16 protein-coding genes and 1 pseudogene are annotated in these 17,729 nt (G+C 74.4%); 10 read left to right on the forward strand and 7 right to left on the reverse strand.

Annotated features, from left to right (window positions below; all coding sequences use genetic code 11):
• Positions 1 to 173 precede the first annotated feature (173 nt).
• The 3 genes from ABD973_RS29765 to ABD973_RS29775 all read left to right on the forward strand — a co-directional run bounded on the left by ABD973_RS29765 (position 174) and on the right by ABD973_RS29775 (position 3,474).
• Positions 174 to 959 (forward strand): electron transfer flavoprotein subunit beta/FixA family protein, encoded by a 786-nt coding sequence (locus tag ABD973_RS29765; protein ID WP_125603595.1) that lies wholly within the window; start codon positions 174 to 176, stop codon positions 957 to 959.
• 59 nt (positions 960 to 1,018) lie between these two features.
• The gene (locus ABD973_RS29770; protein ID WP_125820207.1) at positions 1,019 to 1,981 is read left to right on the forward strand and encodes an electron transfer flavoprotein subunit alpha/FixB family protein; all 963 of its coding nucleotides are present in this window, start codon (positions 1,019 to 1,021) and stop codon (positions 1,979 to 1,981) included.
• Between the two features lie 194 nt (positions 1,982 to 2,175).
• Positions 2,176 to 3,474, forward strand: a complete 1,299-nt coding sequence (locus ABD973_RS29775) for a DUF6986 family protein (protein WP_125820206.1) — start codon at positions 2,176 to 2,178, stop codon at positions 3,472 to 3,474.
• Positions 3,475 to 3,851: 377 nt separating this feature from the next.
• On the opposite strand, the pseudogene ABD973_RS29780 reads toward ABD973_RS29775, so the two are convergent.
• A pseudogene (locus tag ABD973_RS29780) lies at positions 3,852 to 4,721 on the reverse strand (MFS transporter); the annotation flags it as partial.
• 55 nt (positions 4,722 to 4,776) lie between these two features.
• Between ABD973_RS29780 and ABD973_RS29785 the strand changes: the two are divergent.
• Positions 4,777 to 5,766 (forward strand): ArsR/SmtB family transcription factor, encoded by a 990-nt coding sequence (locus tag ABD973_RS29785; RefSeq protein ID WP_345503207.1) that lies wholly within the window; start codon positions 4,777 to 4,779, stop codon positions 5,764 to 5,766.
• Positions 5,767 to 5,788: 22 nt separating this feature from the next.
• On the opposite strand, the gene ABD973_RS29790 is transcribed toward ABD973_RS29785, so the two are convergent.
• The gene (locus ABD973_RS29790) at positions 5,789 to 6,775 is read right to left on the reverse strand and encodes a LacI family DNA-binding transcriptional regulator (RefSeq protein WP_241253529.1); all 987 of its coding nucleotides are present in this window, start codon (positions 6,773 to 6,775) and stop codon (positions 5,789 to 5,791) included.
• Between the two features lie 229 nt (positions 6,776 to 7,004).
• On the opposite strand from ABD973_RS29790, the gene ABD973_RS29795 reads away from it, so the two are divergent.
• Complete coding sequence (locus ABD973_RS29795) at positions 7,005 to 8,042, forward strand: NUDIX hydrolase (RefSeq protein ID WP_345503209.1); 1,038 nt, start codon at positions 7,005 to 7,007, stop codon at positions 8,040 to 8,042.
• A 44-nt stretch (positions 8,043 to 8,086) separates the two neighbouring features.
• On the opposite strand, the gene ABD973_RS29800 is transcribed toward ABD973_RS29795, so the two are convergent.
• On the reverse strand, positions 8,087 to 8,782 hold the full coding sequence (locus tag ABD973_RS29800; RefSeq protein WP_125820202.1) for an MBL fold metallo-hydrolase: 696 nt from the start codon (positions 8,780 to 8,782) through the stop codon (positions 8,087 to 8,089).
• A gap of 120 nt (positions 8,783 to 8,902) precedes the next feature.
• Complete coding sequence (locus tag ABD973_RS29805; protein WP_125820201.1) at positions 8,903 to 10,267, reverse strand: dipeptidase; 1,365 nt, start codon at positions 10,265 to 10,267, stop codon at positions 8,903 to 8,905.
• A 161-nt stretch (positions 10,268 to 10,428) separates the two neighbouring features.
• Between ABD973_RS29805 and ABD973_RS29810 the strand changes: the two genes are divergently transcribed.
• Positions 10,429 to 11,754, forward strand: coding sequence for a geranylgeranyl reductase family protein (locus tag ABD973_RS29810; protein ID WP_386381960.1), 1,326 nt, complete (start codon positions 10,429 to 10,431; stop codon positions 11,752 to 11,754).
• Positions 11,755 to 11,867: 113 nt separating this feature from the next.
• Here ABD973_RS29810 and ABD973_RS29815 read toward each other — a convergent pair whose 3' ends face one another.
• Positions 11,868 to 12,326, reverse strand: coding sequence for a nitroreductase/quinone reductase family protein (locus ABD973_RS29815; protein ID WP_125820200.1), 459 nt, complete (start codon positions 12,324 to 12,326; stop codon positions 11,868 to 11,870).
• 150 nt (positions 12,327 to 12,476) lie between these two features.
• Between ABD973_RS29815 and ABD973_RS29820 the strand changes: the two genes are divergently transcribed.
• Both ABD973_RS29820 and ABD973_RS29825 read left to right on the forward strand, forming a co-directional pair.
• Positions 12,477 to 13,175: a TetR/AcrR family transcriptional regulator gene (locus tag ABD973_RS29820; protein ID WP_125820199.1), complete on the forward strand. Its 699-nt coding sequence runs from the start codon at positions 12,477 to 12,479 to the stop codon at positions 13,173 to 13,175.
• Positions 13,176 to 13,309: 134 nt separating this feature from the next.
• Positions 13,310 to 14,266, forward strand: coding sequence for a spherulation-specific family 4 protein (locus ABD973_RS29825; RefSeq protein ID WP_345503213.1), 957 nt, complete (start codon positions 13,310 to 13,312; stop codon positions 14,264 to 14,266).
• A 1-nt stretch (position 14,267) separates the two neighbouring features.
• Here the strand turns inward: ABD973_RS29825 and ABD973_RS29830 are convergent, their stop codons facing one another.
• Complete coding sequence (locus ABD973_RS29830) at positions 14,268 to 15,011, reverse strand: maleylpyruvate isomerase family mycothiol-dependent enzyme (protein WP_125820198.1); 744 nt, start codon at positions 15,009 to 15,011, stop codon at positions 14,268 to 14,270.
• A 36-nt stretch (positions 15,012 to 15,047) separates the two neighbouring features.
• Here ABD973_RS29830 and ABD973_RS29835 point away from each other — a divergent pair, with 36 nt between their 5' ends.
• Both ABD973_RS29835 and ABD973_RS29840 read left to right on the forward strand, forming a co-directional pair.
• The gene (locus ABD973_RS29835) at positions 15,048 to 15,758 is read left to right on the forward strand and encodes an alpha-ketoglutarate-dependent dioxygenase AlkB family protein (RefSeq protein WP_125820197.1); all 711 of its coding nucleotides are present in this window, start codon (positions 15,048 to 15,050) and stop codon (positions 15,756 to 15,758) included.
• Between the two features lie 41 nt (positions 15,759 to 15,799).
• Complete coding sequence (locus ABD973_RS29840; RefSeq protein ID WP_125600724.1) at positions 15,800 to 17,062, forward strand: ROK family protein; 1,263 nt, start codon at positions 15,800 to 15,802, stop codon at positions 17,060 to 17,062.
• Positions 17,063 to 17,113: 51 nt separating this feature from the next.
• Here ABD973_RS29840 and ABD973_RS29845 read toward each other — a convergent pair whose 3' ends face one another.
• A complete protein-coding gene (locus tag ABD973_RS29845; RefSeq protein ID WP_125820195.1) occupies positions 17,114 to 17,659 on the reverse strand; it encodes an ATP-binding protein in 546 nt (181 codons plus the stop codon).
• Positions 17,660 to 17,729 lie beyond the last annotated feature (70 nt).

Below are 17,729 nucleotides of genomic sequence, written 5' to 3' on the forward strand. Positions count from 1 at the left end.
CGTTGGACAGATCACAGTTCAGCGGCCTTGCAACCGGGGAAGACCCACTGTGTACTGACGAGTAACATTCCCTTCGGAGCGCGGGCCGCCCCGACCGGGACCCGCCCTACAAGGCGCCTATGCTGCCTGCACAAGGCGGTATCAGAAAAAGACGATGCGGTAGGAGAGCCGGCGTGAGCCTGAGGATCGTTGTCTGTGTGAAGTACGTGCCCGACGCCACCGGTGACCGGCACTTCGCCGATGACCTGACCGTCGACCGCGACGACGTCGACGGTCTGCTGTCGGAGCTCGACGAGTACGCCGTCGAGCAGGCGCTGCAGATCGCCGACGAGGCGGACGAGGCCGAGATCACCGTCCTGACGGTGGGCCCCGAGGACGCCAAGGACGCGCTGCGCAAGGCGCTGTCGATGGGCGCGGACAAGGCCATCCACGTCGAGGACGACGACCTGCACGGCACCGACGTCATCGGTACCTCGCTGGTCCTCGCGAAGGCGATCGAGAAGGCCGGCTACGACCTGGTCATCACGGGCATGGCGTCGACCGACGGCACCATGGGCGTCCTCCCGGCGATCCTGGCCGAGCGCCTGGGCGTCCCGCAGGTCACCCTGCTCTCCGAGGTCAAGGTCGAGGACGGCACCGTCACGGGCCGCCGCGACGGCGACTCCGCGAGCGAGCAGCTGGAGGCCTCCCTCCCGGCCGTCGTCTCGGTGACGGACCAGTCGGGCGAGGCCCGCTACCCGTCCTTCAAGGGCATCATGGCCGCCAAGAAGAAGCCGGTGGAGTCCTGGGACCTGTCGGACCTGGACCTCGAGGCTGACGAGGTCGGCCTCGAGGGCGCCTACACCGCGGTCGACTCCGCGGCCCAGCGTCCGGCCCGCACCGCCGGCACGATCGTCAAGGACGAGGGCGAGGGCGGCAAGCAGCTGGCCGAGTTCCTGGCCGGCCAGAAGTTCATCTAAGAGCTTCGGTCACCCCTCTCAAGCCCCCAGACACTTCGCAATAGCAGGAGAGCAGTCCCATGGCTGAAGTTCTCGTCTACGTCGACCACGTGGACGGTGCCGTCCGCAAGCCCACCCTCGAGCTGCTGACGCTGGCCCGCCGCGTCGGCGAGCCCGTCGCCGTCGCCCTGGGCGCCGGTGCCGAGGCCACCGCCGCCGTGCTCGCCGAGCACGGTGCCGTCAAGGTCCTCACCGCCGACGCCCCCGAGTTCGCCGAGTACCTCGTCGTACCGAAGGTCGACGCGCTGCAGGCCGCGTACGACGCCGTCTCCCCGGCGGCCGTGCTCGTCCCGTCCTCCGCCGAGGGCAAGGAGATCGCCGCGCGCCTCGCCGTGCGCATCGGCTCCGGCATCATCACCGACGCCGTCGACCTGGAGGCCGGTGACGAGGGTCCGGTCGCGACCCAGGCCGCCTTCGCCGCGTCGTTCACCACCAAGTCCCGCGTGTCCAAGGGCACCCCGGTCATCACCGTGAAGCCGAACTCGGCCCCGGTCGAGGCCGCCCCGGCCGCCGGCGCCGTCGAGGCGCTCGCCGTCTCCTTCGGCGCCCTGGCCACCGGCACCAAGGTCGTCTCCCGCACCCCGCGCGAGTCGACCGGCCGTCCGGAGCTGACCGAGGCCGCGATCGTGGTCTCCGGCGGCCGCGGCGTCAACGGCGCCGAGAACTTCGCGATCATCGAGGACCTCGCGGACTCCCTCGGTGCCGCCGTCGGCGCCTCCCGCGCCGCCGTCGACGCCGGCTGGTACCCGCACTCCAACCAGGTCGGCCAGACCGGCAAGTCGGTCTCCCCGCAGCTGTACATCGCCTCCGGCATCTCCGGCGCGATCCAGCACCGGGCCGGCATGCAGACCTCGAAGACCATCGTGGCCATCAACAAGGACGCCGAGGCCCCGATCTTCGACCTGGTCGACTACGGCGTGGTCGGCGACCTCTTCGAGGTCGTCCCGCAGCTGACCGGCGAGATCAAGGCGCGCAAGGGCTGACCTCGGGGTAACCCGGCGCCTGGTCCCTGACCTGCGCATCTCTTGGCCTACGGGGCCGTGTGGTGATTGTCACCGCACGGCCCCGAGTCGTTTGTCCCAGGCGGTGGAGGGACCATTGACTGAGCGGAACCCCGTGACTAAATTCTGCTATGCGGATCTAAGCTTCCGTGAAGCGGAAAAGAGGAGAGTGCACGATGGGTCAGCAGGAGAAGGTGGCGACGAGCCTCGCAGGCGCGGTCAGCGAGGGCATCAGCGCCTCCCTGGCGCCGGTGGACGCGGAACTCGCGCGTCACTACCCGGGCGACCCCGGCACCCGCCAGCCCATCCACACCGTCTACGTCCCCGGTGACGTCTTCGCCGCCGACACCGTCCGCTCCTGGGGCGACCAGGCCCTCGCGGCCATGGACGAGCACGCCCCGGACGCCGCCACCTTCGCCAAGGTACTCGGCATCTCCGACGAGCTCGCCGTACCGGTCTACGACCGCGTCCGCGCCAAGCTCGCCACCGAGCCCGTCGAGGACCTCCGCGTGGACTTCGAGGACGGCTTCGGCGTCCGCTCCGACGAGGAGGAGGACCAGGCCGCGGCCCGCGCCGCCCGCCTGATCTCCGAGGCCTACTCCAACGGCACCAACGCCCCGTACATGGGCATCCGCATGAAGTGCATGGAGTCCAACGTCCGCGACCGCGGCATCCGCACCACCGACGTCTTCCTCTCCGGCCTGCTCGCCCACGGCGGCCTCCCGGACAACCTGGTCCTGACCCTGCCCAAGGTCACCTACGCGGAGCAGGTCACCGCCTTCGTCCAGCTGCTGGAGGCCTTCGAGTCGGCCCGCGGCCTGCGCACCGGGCGGATCGGCTTCGAGATCCAGATCGAGACCAGCCAGTCCATCCTGGCCTCCGACGGCACCGCCACCGTGGCCCGGATGATCGAGGCCTCCAAGGGCCGCGCCACCGGCCTGCACTACGGCACCTTCGACTACAGCGCCTGCGTCGGCGTCTCCGCCGCCTACCAGGCCAGCGACCACCCCGCCGCCGACCACGCGAAGGCGATCATGCAGGTCGCCGCGGCCGGCACCGGCGTACGGGTCTCCGACGGCTCGACCAACGTGCTGCCCATCGGCACCACCGAGAAGGTCCACGAGGGCTGGAAGCTGCACTACGGACTCACCCGCCGCGCCCTGGCCCGCGCCTACTACCAGGGCTGGGACATGCACCCGGCGCACCTGCCGACCCGCTACGCGGCCGTCTTCACCTTCTACCGCGAGGGTCTTCAGACCGCCGCCGCCCGTCTGAAGGCGTACGTCGCCAAGATCGAGGGCGACGTCATGGACGAGCCCGCCACCGCCAAGGCCCTGGCCGGCTACCTGGTCCGCGGCCTCGACTGCGGTGCCGTCGGCGCCGACGAGGTCACCGCCCTCACCGGCCTGACCCGCGCCGAACTCGATGCCTTCGCCATCCCGCGCCGCTCGGCCACCCTGACGGCGACCGCCTGATCCCCACGCCCCCGCACGGCCCGGCCCGCACCCCTGCGGGCCGGGCCGTCGGCGTGCCGCGCGGAGGGCCGCGCCAGGTGGCGGCCCAGGGCGAGGAGGGCGAGCACCGCCACGAAGCCGCACACCCCCGCCCACCCCGCCAGGCCGTGGATCCGCACGCCCAGCCAGGAGCCGGCACTTCCGCCCAGGTACGCACAGGTCATGTACGCGGTATTGAGCCGGCCCCGGGCGTCGGGGCGCACGGCGAAGACCCGGGCCTGGTTGGCGACCGTGCCGCACTGCAGCGCCACGTCCAGCAGCAGCGTGCCCGCGGTCAGCGCGGCCAGCCCCCACGCACCGCCCGCCAGGCCCCCGGCGAGGACGGCGGCCGAGAGCAGGACCCCCAGCAGACAGGCGAGGTTCAGCCCGTCGGGCCCGCGCCGGTCCACCAGGCGCCCGGCGAGCGGCGTGCACAGCATCGTCACCGCGCCCACCAGGGCCAGCATCCCCACCGCCCGGGTGTCCATGCCGTAGGCCGGACCGGTCAGGAGCAGCGCCAGGCAGGTCCACACGGCCGAGAAGGCGCCGAAGACCGCAGCCTGGTAGACGCAGGAACGGCGCAGCTCCCCCTCGGTGCGCAGCAGCCGCAGCGAGTCCGCCAGCAGCGTCCGGTACGGGCTGCGCGGCGGCGGGGGCGACGCCGGCAGCGCGCGGGCCAGGACGGCCGCGAGGAGCAGGACCACGGCCGCGGCCGCCAGGTACGGGGCCCGCCAGCCCAGCCGCTCGCCGAGCGTCGAGCTGAACGTACGGGCGAGCAGCATGCCCCCGATGGAACCGCTCAGCAGGGTCCCCATCACCGACCCCCGCCGGTCGGGGGCCACCAGCCCGGCGGCCATCGGGGCGATGATCTGCGCGGCCACCGTGGAGACCCCGACGCACACGCCGGCGGCGACGAGGAACGGCAGCGCGGGAGCGCAGCCCGCGGCGAGCAGGGCCGCGCCGGAGAGCGCGAGCAGGGTGACCAGGTACGGCCGGTGCGGCAGCCGGTCGCCGAGCGGGACCAGCAGGAACATCCCCGCCGTGTAGCCGATCTGGGTGCCCGTCACCACGAGCGAGGCCGTGTCGGGCGAGACGCCCAGCCCTGCCGCGATCAGGGGGCCGATCGCCTGCGGGAAGTAGATGTTGCCGACCGCCACCGCGCAGGTCAACGCCAGGAGCAGGACGGTTCCGCGTCCCAGATCGGCCCGCCGGGCCGTCGTGTCTGTCATGTGCCGAGTCCACGGCACCCGCGCCCCGCGGCCAATGGATGTAGCGTGGCGCTTAATGATCAGCTTCGGTCTCGGCGTGGAGGACCTCGCCGACACGCGCTTCGCGCTCTCCCCGCTGGGCGAGACGGTCTTCAGCCTGCGCGTCCTGCGCGAACCGGGGCTCTCGGCCCTCCACCTGCCCTGGCGCGGGTCCGTCCTGACCGGCCTCGGCCCGCTCGACACGCGGCTGCTGCTGTCCCTGGTCGCGCCGCGGCTCACCCTGCCGGACTTCCTCACCCCCCGGCCGGCGGCCTTCGACCCGGGGTTCGAGCAGGAACTGGACGCGGTCCGCGCCACCCCGCCGGGCCTGGTCCGGCGGGATCTGGCCGCCGCGTACGCCCCGGACCCCCTTCCCGAACCGCTCGCGGACGCCGCCCGCGCGGACGACGAGCCGGTGGCCGCCCTGCGCGACGCCGTCTGCGACCTGCTGCGGGACTACTGGGAGATCGCCGTCCGGCCGATGTGGCCCCGGATGCGGCGGCTGCTGGAGGCGGACATGACCTACCGCGCACGGCAACTGGCCATGGGCGGCGCCCGCCGGCTGTTCGCCGGCATGCACCCGAACCTGCGCTGGCAGGACGGGGTGCTGTACGTCGACAGGATGCTCTCCGCCCACCACGTCGAGGCGCACGGCCGGGGACTGCTCCTGGTCCCCTCGGTGTTCGCCCACAAGCCGGCGCCACCGGTCAGCCCCGAGGAACCGCCGCTGCTGGTCTATCCCAGCCGCGGCGTGGCGACGCTGTGGGGCCCGGTGCCCACGGCCGACGCGTCCGCTCTGGACGCCCTGCTCGGCGCCCCCCGGGCGCGGATGCTGCGCCTCCTCGACGAGCCGATGCCCACGGTGGAGATCGCCCGCCGGTTCCGGATCACCCCCAGCGCCGTGTCCCAGCACCTGCGGGTGCTGTACGCCGCCGGTCTGCTGACGCGGGCCCGGGACGGGCGGCTGGTGCTGTACCGGCGCAGCCCCCTCGGCGACCTGCTGGCGGGTTCCGGCGGGCAGGCGTAGGCCGGGTCCGGCGGTCCGTCGGTCAGTCCGCCGGGGGCAGTTCGCCCGAGCCGCGGGGCACGAGGCGGGTGGGGAGTTCGATGCGGGTCGGGGGGAGGCGGGTGCCCGCCAGGCGCTGGAAGAGGCGGTCCGTGGCCACCCGGCCCAGCGCCGCCGGGTCCTGCGCGACCACCGTGACGCCCGGGCGCAGCAGGTCGGCGAGCTCGAAGTCGTCGAAGCCGACCAGGGCCACCGGCCGGGGGAGCGCCGCGAGGACCCGTACGACGGTGACGGTGACCCGGTTGTTGCCGGCGAAGACGGCGGTGACCGGCTCCGGGCCCGCCAGCATCGCGCCGGCCGCAGCCGCCACCCGCTCCGGGGCCGTCGAGCCGAGGGAGACCCAGGCCCGCGACACCGGCAGGCCCGCCCCGGCCATGGCCTCGCGGTAGCCGCGCAGGCGTTCCGTCGCGGTGTGGATGCGGGGGTGGTCGCCGATGAAGCCGATCCTGCGGTGCCCGGCCGCGATCAGGTGCGCCACCCCGTCCCGGGCGCCGCCGAAGCTGTCCGACAGGACGACGTCCGCCTCGATCCCGCCCGCCGGGCGGTCCACGAACACGGTGGCCACCCCCGCCCGGATCTCGGGCTCCAGGTAGCGGTGGTCGTCCCCGGCGGGGATCACGATCAGCCCGTCCACCCGGCGGGCGCACAGCGCGAGCGCCAACTCCCGCTCGCGGTCCGGGTCCTCGGCGCTGGAGCCGTTGATGAGCAGGGCACCGTGGGTGCGCGCCACCTCCTCGACCGCTCGGTTGAGGGGGCCGTAGAAGGGGTCGGCGAGGTCCTCCAGCACCAGGCCGACGGTGGCGGTGCGGCCCTTGCGCAGGACACGGGCGCTGTCGTTGCGCCGGAACCCCAGCTCCTCGATGGCCTCCTGCACCCGCCGTTCGGTGTCGGGGGTCACCCCCGGCTCGCCGTTGACGACCCGCGAGACCGTCTTCAGACCGACGCCCGCCCGGGCCGCCACGTCCTTCATGGTCGGCCGGTTGCCGTAGCGGGGCTCGGACGGGGGGCGGGTCTGCGGCACGGCGGGGGAACCTCCGGAAGCGGCGGGCGGCGGGCGGGACGGAAGGGCTCCCGCCCCGGCGGTGATCTACGCTCGCCCCCGAGCATAAGCACTCGACCGGCGGGCGGGTTTCCGTGGCAGGGTGGGGCGGGCAAGCCACCGGGGGGCTTCGAGGCGAGCCATAGGGAGAGGGGCAGACGTGATTGTCTGGATCAACGGCACTTTCGGCGCCGGCAAGACCAGCACGGCCCGTGAACTGGCCGGACTCCTTCCGGACAGCAGCCTGTACGACCCTGAGCTCACCGGCGACGCGCTGCGCCGGCTGCTGCCGCCCAAGCGCCTCGCCGACGTCGACGACTACCAGGACCTCCCGATCTGGCGGCGGCTGGTCGTGGACACGGCCGCGGCGATGCTGGCGGAGCTGGGCGGGATCCTGGTCGTGCCCATGACGCTGCTGCGGCAGGAGTACCGCGACGAGATCTTCGGCGGCCTCGCGGCGCGCCGGATCCCGGTGCGGCACGTGCTGCTGGCCCCGGAGGAAACGATCCTGCGGGAGCGCATCGCCACCCGTCGGGAGCCGGGCGCGCCCGAGGTGGTGGACGTACGGATCCGCCGGTGGGCGTACGACCACATCCCGGCGTACCAGCAGGCCCTGGGCTGGCTCAGCGCCGACGCCCACCTCGTCGACAACGGGCGCCTGACGGTACGGGAGACGGCGCAGCGCATCGCCGACGCCGTACGCACCGGCACGGCGGCGGTCTGCGACATCGTGCAGACCCCGGAACCGACGCGCGAGACGGTGGCGGCGGGGGTCCTGCTCTTCGACGACCGGGACCGGGTCCTCCTGGTGGATCCGACGTACAAGCCGGGCTGGGAGTTCCCGGGCGGCGTGGTCGAACCGGGCGAGGCCCCGGCACGGGCCGGCGTACGCGAGGTCACCGAGGAACTCGGCCTGACGCTGGAACAGGTCCCCGGGCTGCTCGTCGTCGACTGGGAGCCGCCCCAACCCCCGGCCTACGGGGGACTGCGGCTGCTGTTCGACGGCGGCCGGATGTCGGAGCCGGAGATCGCGCGCCTGCGGCTGCCCGGCCCCGAACTGCGGGCCTGGCGCTTCGTCACCGAGTCGGAGGCCGCCGGCCTGCTCCCGCCGCAGCGCCGGGAACGGCTGCACTGGGCCCTGCGCGCCCGCGAACGCGGCAACCCCCTCTACCTGGAGTCGGGCCGCCCCACCCCCTGACCCGCGCCCGGACCCCGGCCCCGCGCACCGGGGTCCGGCCGCGCTCAGGCCGCGGCCGCCCGCGCGGCCTCGTCGAGGGCCTTCGCGGTCTCCTCGGTCCAGGGGTCACCGTGGCCGAAGCAGGCCACCGAGGGGGCGAGGGCGGCCAGCCGGCCGAAGGAGGCGACCGCCTGGGCCCGGTCGGTGTTGAAGACCCCCAGCATCACCTGGCCGACGCCCGCCACGCAGTCCCCCGTGAACAGGACCCCGTGCTCGGGCAGGTGCACGCCGATGCTGCCCGGCGTGTGGCCCGGCGCGTGGACCACGACCGCCCCGCCGCCGAAGTCCAGCACCTCGCCGTCCTCCAGCTCCCGGTCGACCCGCGTCGGCGGGGCCTCGGGGGCCGTCAGCCCGTGCGCGTAGAGCGGGACCTCCCAGTCCAGGAGCACCGGTTCGGGGACCGGCTGCTCGCCGCGCACCACCGGGGCGTCCAGCCGGTGGGCCAGCACCCGCGCGCCGTGGCGGGCGGCGAGTTCCCCCGCGGCGCCGACGTGGTCGCGGTGACAGTGCGTCAGGACGATCCGCTCCAGCCCCCCGGGCTCCAGCCCGAGGGAACGTATCGCCTCCTCGATGGCGTCGGCGGAGCCGGCCTGGCCGGCGTCGATCAGGGTGAGGGCCCCGCCGTCCTGCCAGAGGTAGGCCTGACCGATGGCGAAACGCAGCATGTGGAGCCGGGCGGGGATGACTTCGACAAGATCCATGCCGACGACCGTAAGCGCCCGGCCCCGCCGCGGGCACCCGGCTTCGCCGGGAGCGGAGTCCGCCCAGGGCGCACTGCGCCCTGGGCGGACAAAGGGGTGGCGTCGGCCGGCTTCGGGCCGTCAGACGCTCTTGGAGGCCGCGTAGTTCACCAGGAACAGGGCCTCGGCGACCGACAGCCGCTCCAGCTCCTGCGGGGACACGCTCTCGTTCACCGCGTGGATCTGCGCCTCGGGCTCGCTCAGCCCGATCAGCAGCATCTCCGCCCGCGGGTACAGCGACGTCAGCGTGTTGCACAGCGGGATGGACCCGCCCATGCCGCTGATCTGCATCTCCTGGCCGTCGTACGCCTCACTGAGGGCCGCCGCCATCGACGCGTACGCCGGGCTGCTCGTGTCCGCCTGGAAGGGCTGGCCCTGACCGACGACCTCCAGCTCCAGCCGCGCCTTCCACGGCGTGTGCGCCACCAGGTGCGCCTCCAGCAGCTTGATGGCCTCGCCGGTGTCCACACCCGGCGGTACGCGCAGGCTGATCAGCGCGCCCGCGCTCGCGTGCACCGACGGCGTCGCGCCGACGACCGGCGGGCAGTCGATGCCGAGCACGGTGACGGCGGGGCGGGCCCACAGCCGGTCGGCGATGGTGCCCTCACCGATCAGCTCGACGCCGTCGAGGACCTTCGCGTCGGCGCGGAAGTCGGCCTCCGGGTACTGCAGGCCCTCCCACACCGCGTCGGAGGCGAGACCGTCCACGGTCGTCGAACCGTCCTCGGAGCGCAGCGAGTCCAGCAGCCGGATCAGCGCGGCGAGCGCGTCGGGGGCCACACCGCCGAACATGCCCGAGTGCAGGTTCCCGCCCAGGGTGTCGACCTTGACCTTGATCAGGGTCATCCCGCGCAGGGTCGCCGTCACCGTCGGCAGGCCCAGGCGGAAGTTGCCCGCGTCGCCGATGACGATCGTGTCGGCGGCCAGCAGCTCCGGGTTGGCCTCCGCGTACTGCTGGAGCCCGCCGGTGCCCTGCTCCTCCGAACCCTCGACGATCACCTTCACGTTCACCGGCACCCCGCCGTTGGCCTTCAAGGCGCGCAGCGCGAGCAGGTGCATGATGAACCCGCCCTTGCAGTCCGCGGCGCCGCGCCCGTACCAGCGGCCGTCGCGCTCGGTCAGCTCGAAGGCCGGCGAGATCCACGCGGCGTCGTCCAGCGGGGGCTGCACGTCGTAGTGCGCGTACAGCAGGACGGTCGGGGCGCCCTCGGGGCCGGGCAGGAACCCGTACACCGACTGGGTGCCGTCCGGGGTGTCGAGCAGCGCCACGTCCCGGAAGCCCTCGGCGCGCAGCGCGTCGGCCACCCAGTTCGCGGCGGCCTGGCTCTCGCTCTGCGGGAACTGGGCCCAGTCCGCGACCGACTGGAAGGCCACCAGCTCGGTCAGCTCCGCCTTGGCGCGGGGCATGAGCGAGGCGACGGTCTCGGCGATCGGATTCTGGGACATGGGCACGCTCCTCGTGGGTGCGACGTTGTTGTGGGTGCCGGGGTACGGCGAATGCAAGGCGAAAGACTGTCACGATCCTCGCACAGAGGGACGAGGCGGCTGCTCGCCGTAGGATTTCCACGGCATCGGAGCAACCGGGTGATCAGGAGCAGCAGCACATCGTGAGCAGCGACGACGACGTGAACGGCGCGAACGCAGAGCAGGCAGCCCGGGGGGCGGACGAAGGAACCCCGGCGGAGGAGGCCGGGAAGACGGCCGAAGGGGCGGGCGGCACCGCCGCGCAGGGCGCGGCGGAGGTGTGGGACGTCGTCGTGGTCGGCGCCGGACCGGCCGGCGCGTCGGCGGCGTACGCCGCGGCTACGGCGGGCCGCAGCGTCCTGCTGCTGGAGAAGGCGGAGCTGCCCCGGTACAAGACCTGCGGCGGCGGCATCATCGGCCCCTCGCGCGACGCCCTCCCGCCGGGCTTCACGCTGCCCCTCAAGGACCGCGTCCACGCCGTCACCTTCTCCCTGAACGGCAGGCTGGCCCGGACGCGGCGCTCGAAGCACATGCTGTTCGGGCTGATCAACCGGCCCGAGTTCGACGCGGCGCTGGTCGCGGAGGCCGAGAAGGCCGGCGCGACCCTGCGTACGGGCACGGCCGTCTCCCGGGTCGAGCAGCACGGCACGGCCGTTCCCGACCGGCGCACGGTCGCCGTGGTGCTCGCGGACGGCGAGACCGTCCTGGCCCGCGCCGTGGTCGGCGCCGACGGCAGCGCCAGCCGGATCGGAGCCCACGTCGGCGTGGAGACGGACCAGGTGGACCTCGGCCTGGAGGCGGAGATCCCGGTGCCGCAGACGGTGGCCGAGGACTGGAAGGGCCGCATCCTGATCGACTGGGGCCCGCTGCCCGGCAGCTACGGCTGGGTCTTCCCCAAGGGCGACACGCTGACCGTCGGGGTCATCTCGGCGAAGGGCGAGGGCGCGGCGACCAAGCGGTACCTCGACGACTTCATCGCCCGGCTGGGCCTGGCCGGCTTCGAACCGGCCGTCTCCTCCGGCCACCTGACCCGCTGCCGCAAGCCCGACTCGCCGCTCTCGCGCGGCCGGGTGCTGGTGGCGGGTGACGCGGCCGGGCTGCTGGAGCCGTGGACGCGGGAGGGCATCTCCTTCGCGCTGCGCTCGGGCCGGCTGGCGGGGGAGTGGGCGGTCAAGGTCTCCGAGGCGCAGGACGCGGTGGACGCGCGCCGCCAGGCGCTCAACTACTCCTTCGCGGTCAAGGCCGGGCTGGGTGTGGAGATGGCCGTCGGCAAGCGGATGCTGAGCGTCTTCGAGTCCCGCCCGGGGCTGTTCCACGCGGCGCTCACGGGTGTGCGGCCGGCCTGGACGGCCTTCGCCCGCATCACCCGGGGATCGCTGACGCTGCCCGACCTGGTCCGTACGCACCCGCTGGCGCGCAGGGCCCTGCACCTGCTGGACGAGCGCCAGGCGCGCACCCGTCGCGGGTAGCGGCCGGAGCGCGGCGGACGACGCGGAGCGCCGGTTCCCCCCGGGGGCCGGCGCTCCGCCGTGCCCGGGGGCGGCGGGAGGCGGGGTGGGCCGGCGGGTGTGGGCCGGGCCGGTCAGTGGGACACCGTGATGCGGAAGACGGGGTGGTCTTCGGCGGCCGCCCGCAGCTCGGCGTCGGTGGACCGGGCGGTGACGCCCTGGAAGAAGCGGTCGACCTCCCACCCCCACTTCTCCAGGTAGGCGCGCAGCACGGCGGCCTTCTGAGCCGGGTCCGTCAGCTCCTCGGCGGTGAAGACGCGGACCTTGCGGCCGACGCGCAGCTCCCCGCCGCCCGCCACGCGCATGTTGCGGACCCACTGGGAGTGGCCGCGGGCCGAGACGAGGTACTGCTCGCCCCCGTGGAGGTGCGGGTTGACGGGGATGCGCTGCATCGTGCCGGAGGTGCGGCCCCGCACCGACAGCTCGGCCGTGCCGGCCAGGCTGATGCCGAGGCGGGCCAGCCTGCCGAAGAGGGCGTTGAAGCGGACGGCGAAGGGACCGGCCTGGACGTAGTACGGGGCGGGCGCGTTCATGGGGGCCTCCGGGCGGTGTTTCGAGAGCACTGCTCTCGCTTGAGATCAGTGTGCACGGATCGGCGCCCTAAAACAAGAGCAGTGCTCTCGTAATGGATCGGTGCTCCCGTTTTTGTCCACTGCTCCAATCCGCGTGGCACACTGATCCACATGAGCACCGTGCGAGGGGCCAGAGAACGGGCCCGCATCGAGGTCACCGCCGCCATCAAGGACGAGGCGCGCCGCATGCTCGCGGCCGAGGGCGCCGCCAAACTCTCGCTGCGCGCCGTCGCCCGCGAGCTGGGCATGGTCTCCTCCGCCCTCTACCGCTACTTCCCCAGCCGCGACGACCTGCTCACCGCGCTGATCATCGACGCCTACGACGGCCTCGGCGGCGCCGTGGAAACCGCCGACGCCACCGCCCTCGCCGCCGGCGCCACCCCCCGCGCCCGCTGGACGGCGGCCTGCGCGGCGGTACGCACCTGGGCGCTGGCCCATCCGCACGAGTACGCCCTCGTCTACGGCTCCCCCGTCCCCGGCTACAGCGCCCCGCTCGACACCGTCGGTCCCGCCTCCCGCGTGGGCAACGTCCTCATCGGCATCGTGCGCACCGCCTACGAGGGCCGGGGCCTCGCCCTGCCGCCCCTGCCCGACGCCCTGCGCCCCGAAGCGCGGCGGATGACCGCCGACTTCGCCGAGGGCCTGCCCCCCGCGGTGACGGCCGCCCTGGTCGCGTCCTGGGCGCAGCTCGCCGGCCTCGTCTCCTTCGAGCTGTTCGGCCAGTTCAACCGGGTCGTCGAGGAGCGGGAGGCCTTCTTCGCGCACGCCGCCGGGCAGTTGGCGCACTCGGTCGGACTGCCCGCCGTGTGACCGGGCCGTGTGGGGCCGTGGTGACGAGTCGTTCGTCTGTTCTTCATACCGATCCGGGCGGTTCGGCCGTGACCGGGTTCCCGCGCGTCTAGTGTTCCTCGGGACCCGCCCCCGCCGCAGCCGGAGGAACAGCCGTGGCTCCCGCCCGCGTACTGAAGGCCCTGTACGCCGTCGCCCTGATCGTGCTGCTCGCCGCACCGGCGCCGGCCGTACCCGCCGCCGCGGAACAGACGGAGCCGCGGCCGGCCCCCGCTCCCCGGGCACCCGGCGTGCGCGGCCTGGAGATCGGCGTCCCCGCCTACGTCTGGGCCGGCGACCCGATGCTGACCGCCCTCACCGCCACCACGCCCGCCGCCTCCGTGGTCGTCCTCAACCCCGGCAACGGCGACGCCCCCTTCGACGGGCCCTGGCGGGCCCGCGCCGACGCCCTGCGCGCGGGCACCACCGCCACCGGCGAGAAGACCAAGGTCCTCGGCTACGTCCACACCGACCACGGCGCCCGGGACCTCGCGGCCGTCAAGGCCTCCGTGGACAACTACCTGGGGCCCGCCGGGGAAGACGACGGCCGGCTCCACGTCGACGGAATCTTCTTCGACGTCGTCAGCCGCGACTGCGGCCCCGGCAACGCCACCCGCGACCACTACGCCGCGCTGCGCCGCTACGTCCAGGACGCCATGCACGACGCGGACCCGGACGTGGACGACCTCGTCGTGAACAACCCGGGCACCGCCATCGCCGACTGCTACCTCGAGCCGGGCCACCGCACGGCCGACGTCTTCGTCACCTACGAGGACACCTACGCGGCGTACTCCACGGGCGGCTGGCAGGGGAACGTGTTCGACGCCGGGGGCGGCTACCGCCCGGGCACCGAGCTCGACCCGAGCGGCACCGCGTTCTGGCACCTCGTCCACGAGGTCCCGGACAGCGCCGCGATGCGCACCGCGCTCCGCACCGCCTTCGACCGCGGCGCCGGGTACGCCTACGCGACGAGCGCGGCCATGCCGAACCCCTGGAACACCAGCCCCTCCTGGAAGTACCGCCCCCAGACCGCCTACGCGGCCACCCTCGGCGGCACCGCCCCGTCCGGCTGAGTCAGATGCCCGCCGTCTGCCGCCACAGCCGGGCCAGGGACTCGTCCCCGCGTACGCCCGGGCCGGAGAGCGGGAGCCGGTTCCACAGGGCCGCGTACAGCCAGGACGCCTCGCCGGTCACCTCGCAGTGCGGCTCCTCGCCGGTGTCGCCGCGCACCGTGCGGGCCGGCTCCTTCGACAGGTGGACCGTCCACACCGCGCCCGTGTCCGCCGCCCGGACCCGCAGCACCCGCGGCTCCTCGGTCCGCACCCGGCTCCGCGGACGGGCGTGGAAGCCGGTCAGCAGCTCGTCCACCCCGTCCTCCGCGAACTCCGGGGCCACCTCCGAGAAGGCGGTCCCCCGCGCGGACTCGGCGTCGAAGCGGTGCACGGTCGTCTCGTGCGCCTGCCGCCGGGCCCAGAACGCCAGCGGCGACGGCGGCGCCGTCGGCAGGAAGGTGAAGCAGGCCACCCCCTCCGGCGCCTGTGTCAGGGTCCGGACCAGCTCCGCGTGTCCCTCGCGGAACCAGGCCGGCAGCTCCGCCCCCGGCAGCTCCGGCGGCTCCGGGAACGGCACCGGCTCCACCAGGCCCTCCCGCACGAACCCGGCGGCCCAGCGGTGCACGGCACCGGTGTGCCGCAGCAGGTCGGCGACCCGCCACTCGGGACAGGTGGGCACGAGGGCGTCCATGCCCGCCCGTTCGGCCTCGTCGGCGAGCAGCTCGCCCTCCCGGGCCAGGGTCTCCACGTATTCGGTGATCTTCATGCCGCGAGTGTGCCAGCCGTCCCCGACAATGGGAGGGTGGACGGGAAACCCCCGCCGCACGGGAGACCGTCGCCGCCCGGGGAACCCTCCCCGCAGGCGGAACTCTTCCCGCGCGAGCGCACCGAGATCGCGCCCGGCGCCGTGCACCTGCCCGACTGGCTCGGGCCCCGGCGCCAGCGGGAGCTGCTCGCCGCCTGCCGGGAGTGGGCCCGCCCGCCCGCCGGACTGCGCACCGTACGCACCCCCGGAGGCGGGACGATGACCGCCCGGCAGGTGTGCCTGGGCCTGCACTGGTACCCGTACGCCTACGCGCGCACCGCCGTCGACGGGGACGGGGCGCCGGTCAAGCCGATGCCCGCGTGGCTCGCCGAGCTGGGACGGCGGGCCGTCACCGCCGCGTACGGGACGCCCCCGCCGCCCTCGGAGGCGTACGACATCGCGCTGGTGAACTTCTACGACGGCGACTCCCGGATGGGCATGCACCGCGACGCCGAGGAGCGGTCCGGGGCCCCGGTGGTATCGCTCAGCCTCGGCGACTCCTGCCTCTTCCGCTTCGGCAACACCGCCTCGCGGGGCCGCCCGTACCGGGACGTCGAGCTGCGCAGCGGGGACCTGTTCGTCTTCGGCGGCCCGAGCCGGCTCGCCTACCACGGCGTGCCCAAGGTGCTGCAGGGCACCGCCCCGCCGGAGCTGGGGCTGACCGGCCGGCTCAACATCACCCTGCGGGTCGGCGGCCTCGGGACGTAGCGGGGGCGAGGGGCGGCCCCCGATCATGCGAGGATCCCCTCATGAACGGCAACGGGGCCCCGCTGGGGGCGGAGGACGGGAGCACGGCGTCGGCGGCGTCCGCGAGGACCAGGCTGGAGCGCGGCCGCGGCGCACTCGGCCCGGCGCTGGAACTCGTCCACACCGGCCGGGCCCCGACCCGGGCGGTGCTCACGGCCGAGCTCGGCGTCACGCGCGCCACCGCCGGAGCCGTCGCCGCCGAGCTGGAGGCGCTGGGCCTGATCCGCGTCGACTCCCGCCCCGGCGGCGCCGGCGGCACCCAGGGCCGGCCCTCGCACCGGCTCGCCGTCGACGAGAACGGCCCCGTGGCGCTGGCCGCGCAGGTCCACCCCGACGGGTTCCGGGCCGCGCTCGTCGGCCTCGGCGGGCGCATCGTGGCCACCGCACCCGGCAAGCTCACCGTCTCCGCCGACCCGGCCCAGGTGCTCGGGGCGGTCGTCGACGCGGGCGCCCGGCTGCTCGCCGAGTCCGGCCGGCGCTGCGTCGGCGCGGGGCTCGCGGTGCCCTCGGCGGTCGCGGAGCCCGAGGGGACGGCCCTGAACCCGCTGCACCTGGCCTGGCCGCCCGGCTCCCCGGTGCGGGCCATCTTCGCCGAACGGGTGAAGGCGGCCGGCATCGACGGGCCGGCCCTGACCGGCAACGACGTCAACCTGGCCGCGCTCGCCGAGCACCGGCACGGCGCGGGCCGCAGCGCCCAGCACCTGCTCTGCGTGGCCACCGGACACCGCGGGGTGGGCGGGGCCCTGGTGCTCGACGGCCGGCTGCACAGCGGCAGCGCCGGCCTGGCCCTGGAGGTCGGCCACCTCACCGTGAACCCGGAGGGGCGGGCCTGCCACTGCGGCAGCCGGGGCTGCCTGGACGTGGAGGCCGACCCGCTGGCCTTCCTCACCGCCGCCGGACGCACGCCGGGGCCCGAGGTGTCGCTGCTGGCGCAGGCCCGGGACCTGCTGCGCACCGAGTACGCGCAGCCTTCGGTCCGGGCGGCCGCCGAGGAGCTCATCGACCGGCTCGGGCTGGGCCTCGCGGGCCTGGTCAACATCCTGAACCCGGACCGGATCATCCTCGGCGGACTGCACCGGGAGCTGCTGTACGCCGACCCGGAACGGCTGCGGGCGGTGGTCGCCGACCGCAGCCTGTGGGGGCGCAGCGGGGGAGTGCCGATCCTGCCGTGCACCCTCGACCACAACAGCCTGGTCGGGGCGGCGGAGCTGGCGTGGCAGCCCGTACTGGACGACCCGCTGGGGACGCTGGGCGCGGCGGCCTGAGCCGTGCGGGCGCACCCGGGCCGGCTGCGGGGGCGGATGGCCGCGGGGGAGTCAGCCGGGCCCGGCGCCGAGGGTGACCGACGCGGGCACGCCGGTCGCGACGGGCCGGGCGTCGACGGCGGCGAGCACCGGGCGGGCGGGTTTGCGTACGGTCTTCCTCACGCCGATGCTGACCGTGCGCGTCGGCGCCGCCGGTGCGGGGGCGGCCCGCATGGAGAACCAGACCACCTTGCCGGGCCCGTCCGGCCGTTCCCGCGCTCCCCAGGCCTCGCTGACCGCCTCGACGAGAGCCAGGCCGCGTCCGCAGGTCTCCAGGCCGTCGGCGGTGCGGCGGACGGGCAGCCGCGGATCGCTGTCGTGGACCGAGACGGTCAGGCGCCCCATGCGGAGTTCGATCTCGACCGTGCACGCCTTGTCCGGCTGCGCATGGCGGTGGACGTTGCTGAGCAGCTCCGTCACGCCGAGCGCAGCCCGGTCTATGAGCGGGTCGAGCTGCCAGTGGCGCAGTTGCGCGGAGATGATTCTGCGGACCTGACCGATCCGCGCTGGCAGGGCCTGCAGTTCGACGACGCAGTGCCTGCGGGAATGACTGATCACGGCTGCGACTCCCCGACATCATTGTTACGGGTGCTGCACCCTCGGTGACGCACTCACCAGGGTCACCCAC

It is taken from the genome of Streptomyces racemochromogenes, from assembly GCF_039535215.1.
GTDB classification, from domain to species: Bacteria; Actinomycetota; Actinomycetes; order Streptomycetales; family Streptomycetaceae; genus Streptomyces; species Streptomyces racemochromogenes.